The organism is Rheinheimera hassiensis (assembly GCF_022436675.1).
Taxonomy (GTDB): domain Bacteria; phylum Pseudomonadota; class Gammaproteobacteria; order Enterobacterales; family Alteromonadaceae; genus Alishewanella; species Alishewanella hassiensis.
On the sequence record NZ_JAKUJZ010000008.1, the window covers coordinates 102019 to 117711 of the forward strand.

A 15693-nucleotide genomic window follows, 5' to 3' on the forward strand; every position below is an offset into this window, starting at 1 on the left:
GCCTGATGTTAGAATAAGCAGCTCAAACAGCGTCAGGTATAAGCTGCTTAATTTTTTGTTGTAACGCCGCACAGTCGGCGTTTTTATTTTGCTGTTGAATGGCCAAGGTCAGCTCACCTACCGTTAAACCAAATTTATGCAGAGTACTACGATTTATCAGATTCTGTTCGTCTACCAGATAGAGCCAGTCTTTAACCTTTACATCAAGCGTGTCGCCATCATACGGAATACGCAGTGTATATTCCCAGTACAAAGTATTCCCGGCCAGTTGCCCGGTGGCGTTGCCGATTACATCACCGGCAGTACCGCTAATACTGCCATCAGCGTTTTGTTGCAGTTGCCAGTGGCGCTGCTCTGTACGGCCATCGCTAAAATGAAACAGCTCATACAAGTTACCGGTATTGCCCTGCCAGCTGCCGCATAACTCTGCGCTAAAACGTACACTCTGTTTACCTTGCCAGTTGTGCAACACTCCCCACGCCAGGCTTTCACCCTGAAAAAACTGATCCAGCTTTAATACCGGCGTCTCATTACTATACTCAGACACCGACTGGCTACAACCAGCCACTGCTAGGGTGCTGGCAACCACTGCCGCTAACGATAATTTGTGCATAAATCCCTCCACTAATCTGACAAACTACGCAGCGCAGCAACTGTCAGCTCAGAAAATAAAAAAATTTTGCTAACAGCCAACTAAATTTGCAGTCAGCCCGACTTAATAAACAAAACCAGCAGAGAATAACAATATCGTGTTTAAACGCAGTGACGAGAGCTTAATTGCCAAAGCGTTAAATGGTGATCAAAGTGCCTGGCAGCAACTGGTAAACCGACATCAAAGTGCGCTGTTTTACTTTGGTTTACGCTTGCTTGGCTCGCGTGAAGACGCCAATGACCTGCTACAGGATGTATTGATGGTGCTGTGCCGTAATCTAGGCCAATACCGTGGCGATAGCAGCTTTAAAAGCTGGTTGTTTGGCATTGCCAACTATCGTGCCATGGACATGCTGCGCCGGCGAAAATACAGCGACAACGATGATGAACTGGCTGAAATGCCAGCCGATAGCCCCGGCTTGCCAGAGCAACTGGCCAGCGACCGGCAACAAAAGCAAGTGCAGCAGCAGTTGCGCAGTTTGCCGGCGGAACAAAGGCTTGTGCTGGAGCTAAAGTTTTATCAGCAGTTTACTTTTGACGAAATTGCCAGTCAGCTGGCGATTTCAAGCAACACCGTTAAATCACGTTTTTATGCCGCGCTGGATAAATTGCGCCTGCAGTTGGAGGACGATCATGTCGAACAATCAGCAAATTTTTGAAGACTGGCTCGACGGTAAAATTACCGATCAGCAATGTGCCACCGCGTTACAGCATGATGCTGTTTGGTACGGCCGTATGCAAAATGCTCAGGCAATACAAACCGATGCTAAAGCGCCACACTTTGAAGCGGTACCGGATTTTGACAGTAGCGCAATATTTGCCAAACAGTGGCAAAGGCCCAAACCACAGCGTAGTTGGTGGCCGCAGCTTAGCCTGGCACTGTCTTGTGCGGCCATGTTAATTAGCCTGTCGCCGGCTAAATTTCAGCTACAGGATGGCAGCCTGACGCTTAGCTGGCAAAACAGCCAGAATGAAATTAACAACGCCGTCAGCCATGCACTGCTGACTTACCAAAAAGAACAGCAGCAATGGCTGGTGCAGCAACTGGATACGCAGCAGCAAAGCACCAGCTCACAGTTGGTATTGCTGAAAGATTACTTGCAGGATGAACTGAAGCGCGACCAGCGCAGCGATATGCTGCAACTGGTGGAATACCTTAACCAGCAACGCCAGGCTGACTGGCAATACTGGCAGGAAAACTATCAGCCGATGCAGGCCGGTTATCGTCCTGCCAGCAATTACTATAGCCCAACCAATACCGGAGTGGTAAAACCATGAATGCATTACGCCGTACCCCAATTTATGCCGCAACCGTTGGCGCAGTTTTAGCGTTAATGCCATTGCAGGCCGCAGAAGTTAGCCCGGCACTGAAAAAAAATGCCGACATTCTGCAAACCATCCTTCAAACTGCGTTTAAAGATAACGAAAACAGCAACTTATCATCTATGCAGTACAGTTACTTAACTGGCCAGGGCTTATTATTTCAGGCCAGCAGTGGCGGCCGGCATATTTTTCAGTTCAGAAATATGAGTATACCGTCGGCGCCGGCTGCACCAGTGCCGCCATTACCGGGCGGTGAATTTGAGTTTGATACCAGCGATATTGAAAAAATCACTGAGGCTGCACAAGAGATGGCCGAGCAGATGCAGGATCAGCACCGCCAAACCTATCGCATAGCGGAAAAGCAGCGCGCGATAGAGCGTGAGTTGCGTGATACTGAGCGCGACAAGCGCGATATAGAATTTAATAAAAATCTAACCAAGCTTGATAAAGAGCAGCAGCAGGAACTGCAAATGCTGCAGCAAAAAACCAAGCTGCTGCAGGAAAAGCTGGCCGAAGTGGCCAAAGAAGCAGAGCTAAGCCGTAAACAGCTGGAGGAACAACGCGCCAAACAACTGGCTGAACAACAACAACAAACCGCAGCTATGGTTAAGGTCGTGGGCGAGAAATTCAGCCAGGTATTGTGTGACTACGGCGCCAGCCTGCGCGATATACCGGACAACGAATACGTTACCTTGCAGGTAAACAACCGTGGTAGTGAAGGCCGCTATTACTGGGTGGTAAAAAAAGCCGATATTAACCAGTGTATGACCGGCAAAATTAAAGCAAAAGATTTACTGGCTAAAACCAATAGCTACCGGTTTTAGCTTTACACAACAATCTACAACCGGTCAGCTAACGAACCGGCTTGCCCACGCCAACGCGCCGTGAACCCCTCCCTGGGGGCTCGACTCAGGCATCCATGCCTTCAACGGTTGGCTTAGGGCAAGTCGATTCTCACTTAGGTGAGCAGCTTAAACATTCGTCTACTTTATTAAATCTTTGGCCGCAATAGCTGAAACCGCGTTGCTGCATCTGCGACAAAGTAATCGCCCGCGCCGCCACCGCGTAATACCGGCTCAGCAGCAGCTGTATCGTATAGTCCATCCACCAGCAAATGCCGCGCAATATGCACGCCTACCACTTCGCCAAACACCATCCAGGTTGTTATTTTGCTGCCATCGGCTGCACTTAGCTGCACTATCTGGCTTAGCTTACACTCAAAAGTAACCGGGCTTTGTGCAACATGCGGCACCTTGATAATACTGGACGCTTTGGTTGTTAAACCCGCCAGCGCAAATTCATCTACCTCAGGTGCAACAGCGGCACTGGTCTGGTTCATCGCCTCTGCTAACGGTTTAGTTACCAGGTTCCAGCAAAACTCACCGGTTTGCTCAATATTACGCAGCGTATCTTTGTAACTGGTGCTGGCGAAACCAATAATCGGCGGCGTGTAATTAAAGGCATTAAAAAAGCTGTAAGGTGCTAAGTTAAGCTTGCCTTCGCTGTCCTGTGATGAAATCCAGCCAATCGGCCTTGGCGCGACCAGCGCATTAAAAGGGTCATGCGGCAAGCCATGGCCTTTCGCGGGTTCATAGAAATAGATATTGTCTGACATGGTTTTCCTCTGGCGTTAACTAACCGGATGCAAAGAGTAACAAAATCCGCTTTATGGGCGTGATTTTTTCAGCGACAATAAACGCCGTTTATCTTCTGAGTAACGCTATGTCCGGCCCCGTATTTTCCAGTGACACTATTATCGATGCTTTTTATCGGCACGGCTGGGTTTGGCTGCCCAACTTTTTAAGCACAGAGTTAAATACCGCACTGGCGCACGAGGCACAATATAATGCACAACTGGCACCAGCCGGTGTTGGCCGACAGAGCGATCACCAGTTAAATCAGCAGATCCGCCGCGATGCCACGCAGTGGCTTGATGGCAGCACAGCGGCTCAGCAGCAATATCTGGCACAGATGGCACAGTTACAGCAGCTATTTAACCGGCGCTGCTTTTTAGGTTTATTTGATTTTGAATGCCATTTTGCCCGCTACCAAAACGGCGACTATTACCAAAAGCATGTTGATGCTTTTAGCGGCCGCTCAAACCGGGTGCTTACCACGGTAAGTTACTTAAACAGCGTCAGCGCGGGCGGCGAGTTAGCCCTGTATGATGAACACGACAACCTGATTGATAAATTTCTGCCCACTGCAGGCGGCCTGATCTTGTTTGAAAGCGAGCGCTTCCCACATGAAGTACTGCCAGCTATAGACAGCCGCTACAGCATTGCCGGTTGGTTTCGTAAAAATGCCAGCATTAACGGCGTGCTGGACCCGGCAAGTTAAACCGCATATGATGAGCGCCATGCGCACTGTACTTAGCTATCTCCTGTTGCTTACTCTGGCACTATCCGGCCTTAGCGGATCAGTGCAGCAGGCGCATGCCTATACGCTGGCCGATGCAATGGCTCAGCATCAGCATACAGCACCGGTAGCCGAAATGGATATGCCATGCCATAGCGCGCAAAAAGCGGTACCTGAAGAGACCGATCAGAGTTGCTGTGATCAAGCTCAACATATATGCAAAGGTGATTGCTGCGCCAAGCACTGTGCTACAGCCGGTGCGCTGTTAGCCACTGAGTTATTTCGCTATATCCGCCCTGATAACACCGTTGCAAGGCTCTCTGACAGCCTGCCACAGTGGTTGTTTACTGAAGATCCCCCGCCGCCTATAAACGCCTGAACCGTTTAAACCACGTTAATGCTGTGCTTTTGCACACGGGTTTGTATTGTTTCAGGAAAATATTATGCGTACTTTTTATTTTATAACCTTGCTGTTATTGCAACCGGTTTTTGCTGTATCGGCACAAGATCATAGTGAACATCTTCATCAGGCCACACCGGCTGCTTCGCCTGCCGCGCAGCCTGGCATATTACCACAAACAACACCGCTGTATGTCTGCCCGATGCACCCACATATTCAGCAGGGCGAGAGCGGTAACTGCCCGATTTGTGGCATGGAATTAGTGCAGCAGCGCCAGCAGCAAACAACAGCTGTAGAAGTTAACGGTGCTATGCAACAGGCGCTGGCGATACGCACCGAAGTTGCCTCGCCGCGTACGTTATGGCGCTTTATTGAAAGCTATGCCCAGGTGCAATACCCGGAAGATGCTATTCACCACAGCCATATCCGCGCGGAGGGCTGGATAGAACAATTATATGTGCGCAGCCTGGGCCAGCGCGTTAAAGCCGGTGAAAAACTGTTTAGTTACTATGCTCCGGATTTACTGGTAGCGCAGGATGATTATCTGCAGGCGCTATCTGTCAGTAAACAAAATGGCGAGCGCAGCAGCAGCCTGCTAAAACGCGCCGAAACCCGCCTGCGGCTGCTTGGCCTTACCGATAACGATATTAGCCAGCTACAACAAAGCCGGCAAAGCCAGTACCACATTACTGTGTATGCCCATCAGGATGGCGTGGTAACTATGCTGAACGTGCGCGATGGCATGTATATCAGCCCAGGCGATACCCTGATGGAAATCACCAGTTTAGCCAAAGTCTGGCTACTGGCCGATGTACCTGAAGCGCAGCAAAGCTGGTTACGTGACGGTATGAACGCCGAGGTAGATATTCCCCAGCATCAGGTAACAGGCATTGAAACCAAGGTCGATTTTATTTATCCGGCACTGGATGCGCAAAGCCGCAGCAGCAAAGTACGCATGACGGTAGATAACAAACAGCAACTGCTGCAGCCCAATATGTTGCTGCCAGTGCGGCTATACGGCGGCCCGCTACGTGATGTGTTAGCAGTGCCGCGTGACGCTGTGTTGTTATCAGGTAACAGCAGCCGGGTTATTGTGAAAGATGGCGATAGCTTTAGCGCACGGCATATTACTACCGGCAGCAGCGCTCAGGGTTATGTGCAGGTGTTAACCGGCTTGCATCAGGGTGAACAGGTGGTGGTATCCGGCCAGTTTTTACTTGATGCCCAGGCCAGTTTAAGCCAGTTGCCACAAAGCACAGCTGGCACTCATCAGCATTAGGAGCAGCGAACATGATTAAAGCTATTATTCGCTGGTCAGTACAAAACCCGCTACTGATTTTGCTCAGTACTTTTGCGCTGGCACTGTTTGGCTATCAGGCCAGCCAGCAGCTGAAATTAGATGCCCTGCCGGATTTATCTGATGTGCAGGTTATTATAAAAACCAGTTACCCGGGCCAGACACCGGAAACGATAGAGCAACAAATCAGCTATCCGCTATCCAGTGCGTTACTGGCAGTACCCAAAGCCAAAGCAGTACGCAGTTTTTCCATGCCGAACGACAGCTATCTGTATGTTATTTTTGAAGATGGTACCGACCCGTACTGGGCGCGCTCGCGGGTACTGGAATATCTGCAAACCGTTACGCTACCCGCTGGCGCCAATGCTACCTTAGGGCCTGATGCCAGCGGTGTCGGCTGGATATTTCAGTACGCTCTGGTCGATAGAACCGGCCAGCAGTCGCTGGAGCAACTAAGCAGCCTGCAGCAGTTTTTCCTTAAACCTGAATTGCAAAGTGTCAGCGGTGTGGCAGAAGTCGCCAGCATCGGCGGTATGGCAAAAACTTATCAGTTACAAATAGAGCCGCGGCTGATGCGCGCTTATAACGTTACGCTGGCGAAGGTGATTAGTGCCATTAACAACCATAATCAGCAGCAGGGCGGCGGCATTATTGAAGTAGCCGAAACTGAACTGCTGGTGCAGGCGGGTGAATATATTCAATCGCTGGAAAACCTGGCCGCAGTGCCACTTGGCGTGCGTAACAGCGCCGATTACCCGCTGACATTAGCTGATATCGGCACTGTGCAATTAGTACCGGCTGCACGGCGCGGTATTGCCGAGCTTAACGGCGAAGGTGAAGTGATTGGCGGTATTATTGTGATGCGCCAGGGCGAAAATGCCCTTAGCACCATCAATGCAGTAAAGCGCAAACTGGCTGAGCTGAAAAACGGCCTGCCAGAAGGCGCAGAACTGGTAACGGTGTACGACCGCTCTGAACTGATTGAAAATACCGTCAGCAATTTAAGCCAGAAACTGCTGGAAGAAATGGCGGTAGTCGCGCTGGTGTGTCTGGTGTTTTTACTGCATGCCCGCTCTGCGTTAGTGGCAGTAATCAGCTTGCCACTGGCACTATTAGCCAGTATTTTGCTGATGCAAAAGCTGGGTATTAATGCCAATGTGATGAGCCTGGGTGGTATCGCTATTGCCATTGGCGCATTGGTAGATGCAGCCATTGTCATGGTAGAGCACGGCCATAAAAAGCTGGAACAAGCCCGTGCTAATGGCAAAGAGCTGAGCGCTGCAGAGTTTCGCCAAACCATTATCGATGCCTGCCTGGATGTTGGCCCGGCGCTGTTTTTCTCTTTGATGGTGATCACCGTCAGTTTTTTACCGGTGTTTATGCTTGAAGCGCAGGAAGGCCGCTTATTTGCCCCGCTGGCTTACACCAAAACCTTTGCTATGGCCTCGGCGGCATTGCTGGCAATAACGTTGATCCCGGTGCTGATGCTGTACTTTTTACGCGGCAAGCTGCCCTCAGAGCACAGCAACCCGCTTAGCCGCCTGCTGATTGCGCTTTATACGCCGCTGCTAACATTGTGCCTGCGCTTCCCAAAAACTTTGGTGCTGCTGTGTGTGCTGGCACTGGGATCCAGCCTGCTGCCGTGGCAACGGTTATCTACCGAATTTATGCCAGCCTTTGCTGAAGGCGATCTGCTGTATATGCCCACCACTCTGCCCGGCCTAAGCCCGGCTACGGCAGCGAAGTTATTGCAGCAAACGGATCGCTTAATAAAAACCGTGCCCGAGGTAGACACCGTGCTGGGTAAAAGTGGCCGCGCCGATACCGCCACCGATCCGGCCCCGCTGACAATGCTGGAAACCAGCATTAAGTTAAAGCCGCAAAGCCAATGGCGGGATGGGTTTACGCTAAATGATATTATTGCCGAGCTGGACGCCACCGTGCAGGTACCAGGCCTGACTAATGCCTGGCTGCCACCGATAAAAACCCGCATTGATATGTTATCTACCGGCATTCGTACCGCAGTGGGGGTACGTGTCAGCGGGCCGGATCTGGCGACTATTTCTCAAACAGCGCAACAGTTGGAAAGCCTGATCAAGCAACTGCCGGGCAGCCGCTCGGTATTTGCAGAGCGCGTTGAAGATGGCCTGTATTTACAAATCACACCCAACTTACAGCAATTGGGCCGCTACGGCCTGACACTTACCGAGCTGCAGCAATATGTCGCCTTTGCTATTGGCGGTGCGCCGGTGGCACAAAGTATTCAGGGCCGCGAGCGCTACGATATCAGCCTGCGCTTCCCGCGCGACAGCCGCAGCCACCCGGACGACATCCGTAAATTGCCGCTGCAAACCGCTGACGGCGCCTACCTGCTGCTGGAGCAGGTAGCAAAAGTAGAGGTAGTAAAAGGCCCGGTGATGATCCGCGCTGAAAACGCCCGTTTAACCAGTTGGGTTTATATTGATATACCGGCAGAAACCCAGCTGGGTAATTATATCACCCAGTTGCAGCAACTGCTGGCAGAGCAGCGTTTTGCGCCACAGGTTAGCGTAAGTATCGGCGGCCAGTATGAATACTTGGAGCGGGTAACACAGCGCCTGCAGCAACTGCTGCCCTTTACTTTACTGCTTATTGTGTTGCTATTGTATTTAACCTTCCGCCGCTTTAGTGATGTGCTGCTGGTGCTGGTTACTTTACCCTTTGCGCTTAGCGGCAGCTTATGGTTGCTGTATTTGCTGGATTACCAGCTATCGGTAGCCGTTGCCGTGGGCTTAATTGCCCTAGGGGGCGTAGCGGCTGAATTTGCCGTAGTAATGTTGCTGTATTTAAAGCGCGCAGTGGAGGAAGTAAAACCACAAAATCAGCAGCAGCTATGGCAGGCCATTATGCAGGGTGCTGTCCAGCGGGTAAGGCCAAAAGCGATGACGGTGCTAACTATTATTGTCAGTTTACTGCCGGTAATGCTGGGCAGTGGCGCCGGCAATGAGGTTATGCAGCGCATTGCCGCACCTATGCTGGGCGGGATGCTGGCCGCACCGCTGGTGTCGATGCTGCTAATGCCGGTATTGTATTTTTTGCTGCTGCGCCGCGTGTTACCAGCAAACTGATACTAAGCGGATAGTGAAATAAGGCAGAGATAGTTGTCGATAGCGCAGCCACGGACCTTTTCGCGTTAGCGAAGGCGGATAACAAATTCGTCTGGAACGAATTTGGTCAGCGCAGCTGGTCCGCCTGGTGGAGGGCATGATGCCCGTAACCCTGCTGTGGCGAGCAGACCGGCAACTATCTCGTGCTACGAAGCTGGCACTTAGCAAGTCTGTGGGCAAAGTGATACTCAAGGCTGCGCTATCGGCGCAGTGCTCCCTGTTTTTAATTTAAATTCAGGGTTTTTGCTCTGGACGTAGCGTTACCTTTTGCCCAACCGCTACGCCATATTTGGCAAACCAGCCGCGCGGCATTTCCAGCGCAGCTATTGCTGGCTGTTTTGATGGTACTGACGTTTCATCATAAGGCTCAAGCGTAATCAGCTCTGCTATCGTCCAGTTGGCATCAATATAAGCCACATCCAGCGGCATCGAGGTATTTAACATCCACAATGAAATCTCTCGCGGCTCGCTATACAGCAAAAACATGCCTGGGTCTGCACTTTGCTGAAACATCAGCCCCTGTGCGCGCTTTTGCGGTGTATCGGCCAGCTGCACGTGAATTAATTGCTTACCCAGCTGCAACGGCACCAAACTGAATACTTGCCGCTCATCGGCCGGTACGGCACAAGCCAACAATGGTATTACCATGGCTAGCATAACTAAACATCGTTTTATCATAGGTTTATCCTTGTAACAGGTAACTTAAGGCTATACCGGCGAACACCAGTATACCCACATAGTGATTGTGCAAAAATGCAATAAAGCAGCCCTGGCGACTGCCTCTGGCAATAATATACTGATAAATAAAACAGCCGGCTGCAGCAGTAAGGCTAAGGTAATACACCAGATGTAATTGCGCCAGATACCCCACTGCAACCAGCAGCAGTAAAGTACAAAACTGCAGCAGCGCAATAATAGGCAAGGCATATTTGCCAAATAAAATAGCGGTAGATTTAATGCCTACTATCAGATCATCCGGCCGGTCGACCAGCGCATAGTAGGTGTCATAAGCCACTGTCCACAGCAGGTTAGCAACGTAAAGCAGCCACAGCAGCGGCGGTAATTGCAGCTGAATAGCCATAAACGCCATTGGCATACCCCAGCTAAACGCTGCGCCCAGCACTACCTGTGGCAGGTGGGTGTAGCGTTTCATAAAGGGATACACCGACGCCAGCAATAAAGCTACTACCGATAACAATACCGTCTGCCAGTTTAAAAACAGCAATAAACCGGCAGATAGTAACACCAACAGTGCAAATAACTGCAACGCTTCACTACTGCTTATCGCCCCGCTGGCCAAAGGCCGCTGTTTAGTGCGTTCTACCGCGCCGTCCCATTTGCGATCGGCGTAATCGTTAATTACGCAACCGGCGGCGCGCATTAGTACCACTCCGGCGCTAAACACCAGCAGCAAATACAGCGGCGGCGGGCCTTCGGCAGCCAGCCATAATGCCCACCAGGTGGGCCATAGCAGCAAATATGTACCTATCGGCTTATTTATCCGCATCAATTGCAGGTAATAACCCCGGTTGGCCCAGTTCAGCGCCAGTTTCATCACAAGGTGGCTTCCAGTTTACTGATATCAGGCAAAAAGGCTTCAGCAACCAGCAGTGGCTGGCCTTCCAGCTGAAATACTGAGCGACGGACATAACAGCATGCAGCAATATTCAGCTGTGGCAGCATAACGTCCAACTGTGCAGCTTCAATAGTGCCGCGGTGCAGGCTCTGATGCTGAAAAATATAGTCACCCAATGGCCGTTCGCCTAAATCGGCCAGCGGCCTTAGCTTGGTGATAGTTTGCTCGGGTAACCAGCTTTGTGCATACACACAGGGCATATCGTTACACCATAAAATCACTTCCCGCACCTGCACTGCATTAGTGTCAGGTAGCAAAGGTTGTAAAAATTCGGGTAAGACAGCGCTGTATTCCTGCAATACCTGCAGACGAAAGTGCTGACAATGCTGCTTTAAACGTGCGGTCAGCGAGGCGGGTTCTAAAATCCACGGCGCTAACGCGACAGGCAACGTCAGGGTATTGGCATCCTGCCAGTGCCGGGCAAGAGAAATCAGGGGAGTGCTCACAAATATCTATTCTGCAACCAAAAGTCTGGCCGTATCATAGCAACTTCAGGCTGACTTTTCAGCCGTAATCAACACAGAAAAACGGCTTACTGTAAACTCAGTTAGCTGGTAAAATGCCACGCTTAACGCTACTGTTAGTGTCGTTGCCGCCATTTATTCCTCAACCAAAAGTGATACTTATGATCAAAAGCCTGCTGCTTTCTCTGGTGCTGTCAGTGCCGCTGCTATTTGCAACACAACCCGCTGTTGCACAGCAGCCACAAGAAATTGTCTATTACGGTTTTGACCCGGATATCGTGACTAACTATATTTCCGGCAACCGTCGCAGCCTGGGTTATATCCGCGTTACTGTAGAGCTGATGATCGAAGATAAAGCTTATCTGACCGCTATTGAACATCACGAGCCGCTGATACTGGATCTTATTATCGGCACCTTTACCAAACAGCCGGAAGATAAAATAAAGTCACTTACCGGCCGTGAAGAAATTCGCCTGGCTATTTTAGATAAACTGCAACAGGCGATGAAAAAAGAAACCGGTAACGCCATGATCAGAGATATTTTATTTACCAAATATCTATATCAGTAGCACCTGTATCAGTAAGCCCTTTATTGCGCATGCTCACGGCCTGTTTGTTTACGCAACAACCAGGCCCAGCCCATACCGGCTAGTAAACCACCCAGATGCGCCCAGTTTGCCATGCTTACCCAAAGCACGTCGAAAAACCCCAGTAATAACCATAACAACATAAACCCGACCAGCCCCGGGCTGATATATAAACCCTGCGCCGGGTTCAACCGCCCTGCAATCCAGAAATAACCAAATAAACCGTACACCACGCCAGATAAGCCGCCGAAATTAGGATTAACCATAAAGTACTGCGCGGCATTTGAAATAAGCGCCACCGACAGGGTGACATTTAGCAACATTACCTGCCCCAGCCGTTGCTCAAACTGGCGCCCCAGATACAACCACCAGGCCAGATTAAACACCAGATGGGTCAACGAAAAATGCAGTAACATCGGTGTAAACCAGCGCCACAGCTGGGTGGGCTCGGTAAGCTGCAAAGCCGCAGAGCTGCTACGCCAGTCCAACTGCTGCCACAGATACACCAACAGGCATAACAGCAACACTGCTGACGTTAAAGGTGCCTGACGCCACAGCTCGCGCCAGTTAAACACCGGCAGGCCATCATCCTGCAGTTTTTGGCTGTCTGGCTGGCTTAATTGCCAGGCCGCGGCCTGATACCGCGGATGCGCCGGCTGCTGCAAAAAACGGGCAAACTCCTGCTCTATCCGGGCCAGCTGCTCTGTTGCACCATACAGCTCAGCCAGCATTGGCTGCTGCACAACCGCATTTACCTCCAGCCCCTGAGCGACGCAGTAAGCAGCAAACAGTTGTGCCGCCTGGGCAGAATTTAACTCGGCAAATTTATGCACTGTCGCCACTCACAAAAGGCAGCTGCTGGCGCCAGCTTTCAAAGCCGCCATCCATGCTGTATACCTGCTCAAAACCCTGTTGGGCCAAATACTGCGCCGCCCCCTGGCTGGAATTGCCGTGGTAACACACCACCACCACAGGTTGCTCAAATTCGTACTGTTGCATAAAGCCAGTTAAGCTGCCATTAGTCAGATGAAAAGCCCCATCAATATGGCCACCAGCAAAGCTGTGCTCATCGCGGATATCGGCAATAATCACTTTGCCTTCAGCCAGTAACTCCGCCGTTTGTGCCACAGAAATATGTTGAAAATCGCTCATGCTTACCCCTCAATGTCAGGCTGGCTATGATACCGCAGCCATCAGGAATTACCAGCCAGACACATCGCAGCACCAACTACCGCAGTTTAATGCTGCTTTAGCAAGAATCTCTGGACACTGATTAAATTATTGTTAACAATAGCTGCCTGAATTATGTAACCTCGGAGACATCATGACCAGCCTGATTATTCTGGCTATCTTAGTTGCCATAGTATTCTGGGTTATCAGCATTTTTAATCAGCTGGTAAAACTGAAAAACCGCTTTCAGAACGCCTTCGCCCAAATTGAAGTACAGCTGAAACGCCGTTACGACCTGATCCCGAATCTGGTTGAGACAGCCAAAGCTTACATGGCCCACGAGCGCGACACGCTTGAGGCCGTTATTAATGCCCGTAATGCAGCACTGGCCGGATTAAAAGTTGCAGCAAACAACCCGGGCGATGCAGGGGCTATCAGCACCCTAGCCGGGGCTGAAGGCGCATTGCAAAGTGCTATGAGCCGGTTAAATGTAGTAATGGAAGCCTATCCGGATTTAAAAGCCAACCAGAACATGATGCAGTTGTCTGAAGAGCTTACCAGTACCGAAAACCGGGTAGCCTTTGCCCGCCAGGCTTTTAATGATGCAGTAACCGACTACAACAGCTACAAACAAAGCTTTCCACCGGTGCTGCTGGCCCCGGCTTTTGGCCATGCCGCCGATGCCAAGCTGCTGGAGTTTGCCGACAGTGCCGCCATTCAGGCTGCACCTAAAGTCAGCTTTTAAACTGTAGCGCAGCAAAATATGAGCAGTAACTTTTTTGCCCAGCAGGATTTAGCCCGGCGTAATACCCGCATTTTAGTGGTGTTATTTACGCTGGCTGTGCTGCTGTTATTACTGCTAACCAATATTATCGCCCTGGTTAGTTTAGGCTTTATCGACCCGTCTTTTTTATCATCATCCTTACACTGGCAAACCCTGCCCTGGCATCTGGTTGGCTGGGTGAGTGTCGCTGTGCTGGTTGCCGTAACCATAGCCGTGCTGTTTAAATGGCAGCAGCTACGAGCCGGCGGAAAGGTAGTAGCCGAGTCGCTCGGTGGCATACGGTTGTTACCCGACAGTCAGGACCCACTACAACGGCGTTTGCTTAACGTGGTAGAAGAGATGGCTCTGGCCGCTAATACCCCTGTGCCGCCGGTATATCTGCTGCCAGAACAGAGCATTAACGCCTTTGCCGCAGGTTACAGCCCGGCCGATGCCGTGATTGGTGTTACCCAGGGTTGCCTGGAACAATTAAACCGCGACGAACTACAAGGCGTAATAGCGCATGAGTTCAGCCACATATTAAATGGTGATATGCGGATGAATATCCGCCTGATTGCTATTTTAAACGGCATCCTGTTTCTTGGGCATATTGGCTATTATATGCTGCGTGGCAGCGGTAGAGCCGGTGCCATACGCGCCAGCAGCCGCTCTTCCGGCAACAGTAAAAACAACGGTGGCGGCATAGTGCTGCTGGCACTGGGCTTAGTGGTAATAGGCTATTTAGGCTCTTTCTTTGGTAACCTGATTAAAGCGGCAGTAAGCCGCCAGCGCGAATTTCTGGCAGATGCCTCTGCTGTGCAGTTTACCCGCAACCCACGCGGGATCGCCGGTGCGTTAAAAGCCATTGGCAGCCATAGCAGTTCAAGTAAAATTAAAAACCAGAATGCCGATGAAAACAGCCATTTATTTTTTGGTGAAGCTATCAGCCGCTGGGCGGCTATTTTTGCTACTCACCCGCCCCTGGCCACGCGGATAAAACGGCTGGAACCCCATTGGAATGGCAAATTCCCCACTGCACGGTCCGCACAAACGGCAGTTGATGCTACCGCCGGCACCAATGAGGCTAAGCCCACTAATGCTGAGCGCTTACAACAGGCGTTGCCTTTATTGCTGCTACACAGCAGCCGCCAGACAGAGCCCGCCACAGCGCTGGTGTGTTGCTTGCTACTGCAGCAGGATCACGATATCCGGCAAAAACAACTGCAACTGATTAAAGAGCTGGGATCTGCCAGTTTATTGCAGCAAACCGATCAACTGTGTGACAGCGTGGCAAACCTGGATGCCCTGCAACAAGTGCAGCTATTGCAGCGGCTGATCCCGGCACTTAAAACCTTATCCGAAAGCAAGTTTCGCCAGTTTGAACAATTATTACAAGCACTTATGCAGGCTGCCGGCACTCCGGATATCGGCAGCTGGCTGGCGCGCGAATTTGTAGAGCACAGTGTGGCAGTGCAGTTTGATCCGGCTCAGATAAACCGCAAGTACTCGGGTAAAACCCTGCCCCAACTAAAGCCTGCAGTTAGCGCACTACTGGCTTTAGTGAGCCAGGTTGCCGGTGACGATGCCAAGCAACAACAAGCCTGGCAGGCTGCTGTGGTCGCATTGCCTTTTACTGCCGACAACACCCGGCCTGATTTCAGTTTTGCCAACCTCAGCGCGCAGTTGCCGCACTTGCTGGCACTGGCACCACAACAAAAACAGCAGCTGTGGCTGGCTATTGAAGCCGGTGTGCGTGCCGATGAACTGCTGGTAACGCAAGAGCAGGCATTACTGCTGGCCTTAGCATTATTACTGGAAATACCCTATCAGCCAGAGCCATAAACCACTTAATGGCCAATATTCACCGCTATTGCACTTATCATTACAGTTCGCCCTTT

General features: G+C 50.9%; 17 protein-coding genes. 10 read left to right on the forward strand and 7 right to left on the reverse strand.

Annotated features, from left to right (window positions below; translation table 11 throughout):
• Positions 1-22 precede the first annotated feature (22 nt).
• On the reverse strand, positions 23-613 hold the full coding sequence (locus MJX74_RS17630; RefSeq protein ID WP_240224335.1) for a DUF3833 domain-containing protein: 591 nt from the start codon (positions 611-613) through the stop codon (positions 23-25).
• A 136-nt stretch (positions 614-749) separates the two neighbouring features.
• Here MJX74_RS17630 and MJX74_RS17635 point away from each other — a divergent pair, with 136 nt between their 5' ends.
• From MJX74_RS17635 to MJX74_RS17645, 3 genes are read left to right on the forward strand one after another with little or no spacing between them, the layout of a single operon-like run.
• Complete coding sequence (locus MJX74_RS17635; protein WP_240224336.1) at positions 750-1310, forward strand: RNA polymerase sigma factor; 561 nt, start codon at positions 750-752, stop codon at positions 1308-1310.
• Positions 1285-1929 carry a hypothetical protein gene (locus MJX74_RS17640; protein ID WP_240224337.1) on the forward strand — a complete coding sequence of 215 codons (645 nt, stop codon included), beginning with the start codon at positions 1285-1287 and terminating at the stop codon, positions 1927-1929. Before MJX74_RS17635 ends, MJX74_RS17640 begins: the two co-directional genes overlap by 26 nt.
• Positions 1926-2798: a hypothetical protein gene (locus MJX74_RS17645; RefSeq protein ID WP_240224338.1), complete on the forward strand. Its 873-nt coding sequence runs from the start codon at positions 1926-1928 to the stop codon at positions 2796-2798. Before MJX74_RS17640 ends, MJX74_RS17645 begins: the two co-directional genes overlap by 4 nt.
• A 167-nt stretch (positions 2799-2965) precedes the next feature.
• Here the strand turns inward: MJX74_RS17645 and MJX74_RS17650 are convergent, their stop codons facing one another.
• A complete protein-coding gene (locus tag MJX74_RS17650; RefSeq protein WP_240224339.1) occupies positions 2966-3589 on the reverse strand; it encodes a flavin reductase family protein in 624 nt (207 codons plus the stop codon).
• Positions 3590-3696: 107 nt separating this feature from the next.
• On the opposite strand from MJX74_RS17650, the gene MJX74_RS17655 reads away from it, so the two are divergent.
• The 4 genes from MJX74_RS17655 to MJX74_RS17670 all read left to right on the forward strand — a co-directional run bounded on the left by MJX74_RS17655 (position 3697) and on the right by MJX74_RS17670 (position 9136).
• Complete coding sequence (locus MJX74_RS17655) at positions 3697-4314, forward strand: 2OG-Fe(II) oxygenase (RefSeq protein WP_240224340.1); 618 nt, start codon at positions 3697-3699, stop codon at positions 4312-4314.
• A gap of 19 nt (positions 4315-4333) precedes the next feature.
• Entirely contained in the window at positions 4334-4711 is a 378-nt protein-coding gene (locus MJX74_RS17660; protein ID WP_240224341.1) for a hypothetical protein, read from the forward strand.
• A 64-nt stretch (positions 4712-4775) separates the two neighbouring features.
• Positions 4776-6011 carry an efflux RND transporter periplasmic adaptor subunit gene (locus MJX74_RS17665; protein ID WP_240224342.1) on the forward strand — a complete coding sequence of 412 codons (1236 nt, stop codon included), beginning with the start codon at positions 4776-4778 and terminating at the stop codon, positions 6009-6011.
• A gap of 11 nt (positions 6012-6022) precedes the next feature.
• Entirely contained in the window at positions 6023-9136 is a 3114-nt protein-coding gene (locus MJX74_RS17670) for an efflux RND transporter permease subunit (protein ID WP_240224343.1), read from the forward strand.
• Positions 9137-9409: 273 nt separating this feature from the next.
• Here MJX74_RS17670 and MJX74_RS17675 read toward each other — a convergent pair whose 3' ends face one another.
• From MJX74_RS17675 to MJX74_RS17685, 3 genes are read right to left on the reverse strand one after another with little or no spacing between them, the layout of a single operon-like run.
• Positions 9410-9853, reverse strand: coding sequence for a DUF192 domain-containing protein (locus tag MJX74_RS17675; protein ID WP_240224344.1), 444 nt, complete (start codon positions 9851-9853; stop codon positions 9410-9412).
• Between the two features lie 4 nt (positions 9854-9857).
• Positions 9858-10730, reverse strand: a complete 873-nt coding sequence (gene ubiA, locus MJX74_RS17680) for a 4-hydroxybenzoate octaprenyltransferase (RefSeq protein WP_240224412.1) — start codon at positions 10728-10730, stop codon at positions 9858-9860.
• Positions 10730-11257, reverse strand: coding sequence for a chorismate--pyruvate lyase family protein (locus MJX74_RS17685; protein WP_240224345.1), 528 nt, complete (start codon positions 11255-11257; stop codon positions 10730-10732). Before MJX74_RS17685 ends, ubiA begins: the two co-directional genes overlap by 1 nt.
• A 179-nt stretch (positions 11258-11436) precedes the next feature.
• Between MJX74_RS17685 and MJX74_RS17690 the strand changes: the two genes are divergently transcribed.
• Complete coding sequence (locus MJX74_RS17690; RefSeq protein WP_240224346.1) at positions 11437-11844, forward strand: flagellar basal body-associated protein FliL; 408 nt, start codon at positions 11437-11439, stop codon at positions 11842-11844.
• 20 nt (positions 11845-11864) lie between these two features.
• Here MJX74_RS17690 and glpG read toward each other — a convergent pair whose 3' ends face one another.
• Positions 11865-12704, reverse strand: a complete 840-nt coding sequence (glpG, locus tag MJX74_RS17695; RefSeq protein WP_240224347.1) for a rhomboid family intramembrane serine protease GlpG — start codon at positions 12702-12704, stop codon at positions 11865-11867.
• Entirely contained in the window at positions 12688-13014 is a 327-nt protein-coding gene (glpE, locus tag MJX74_RS17700; protein WP_240224348.1) for a thiosulfate sulfurtransferase GlpE, read from the reverse strand. Before glpE ends, glpG begins: the two co-directional genes overlap by 17 nt.
• Before the next feature lie 172 nt (positions 13015-13186).
• Between glpE and MJX74_RS17705 the strand changes: the two genes are divergently transcribed.
• Positions 13187-13777, forward strand: coding sequence for a LemA family protein (locus MJX74_RS17705; RefSeq protein WP_240224349.1), 591 nt, complete (start codon positions 13187-13189; stop codon positions 13775-13777).
• 18 nt (positions 13778-13795) lie between these two features.
• The gene (locus MJX74_RS17710) at positions 13796-15637 is read left to right on the forward strand and encodes a M48 family metallopeptidase (protein ID WP_240224350.1); all 1842 of its coding nucleotides are present in this window, start codon (positions 13796-13798) and stop codon (positions 15635-15637) included.
• Positions 15638-15693 lie beyond the last annotated feature (56 nt).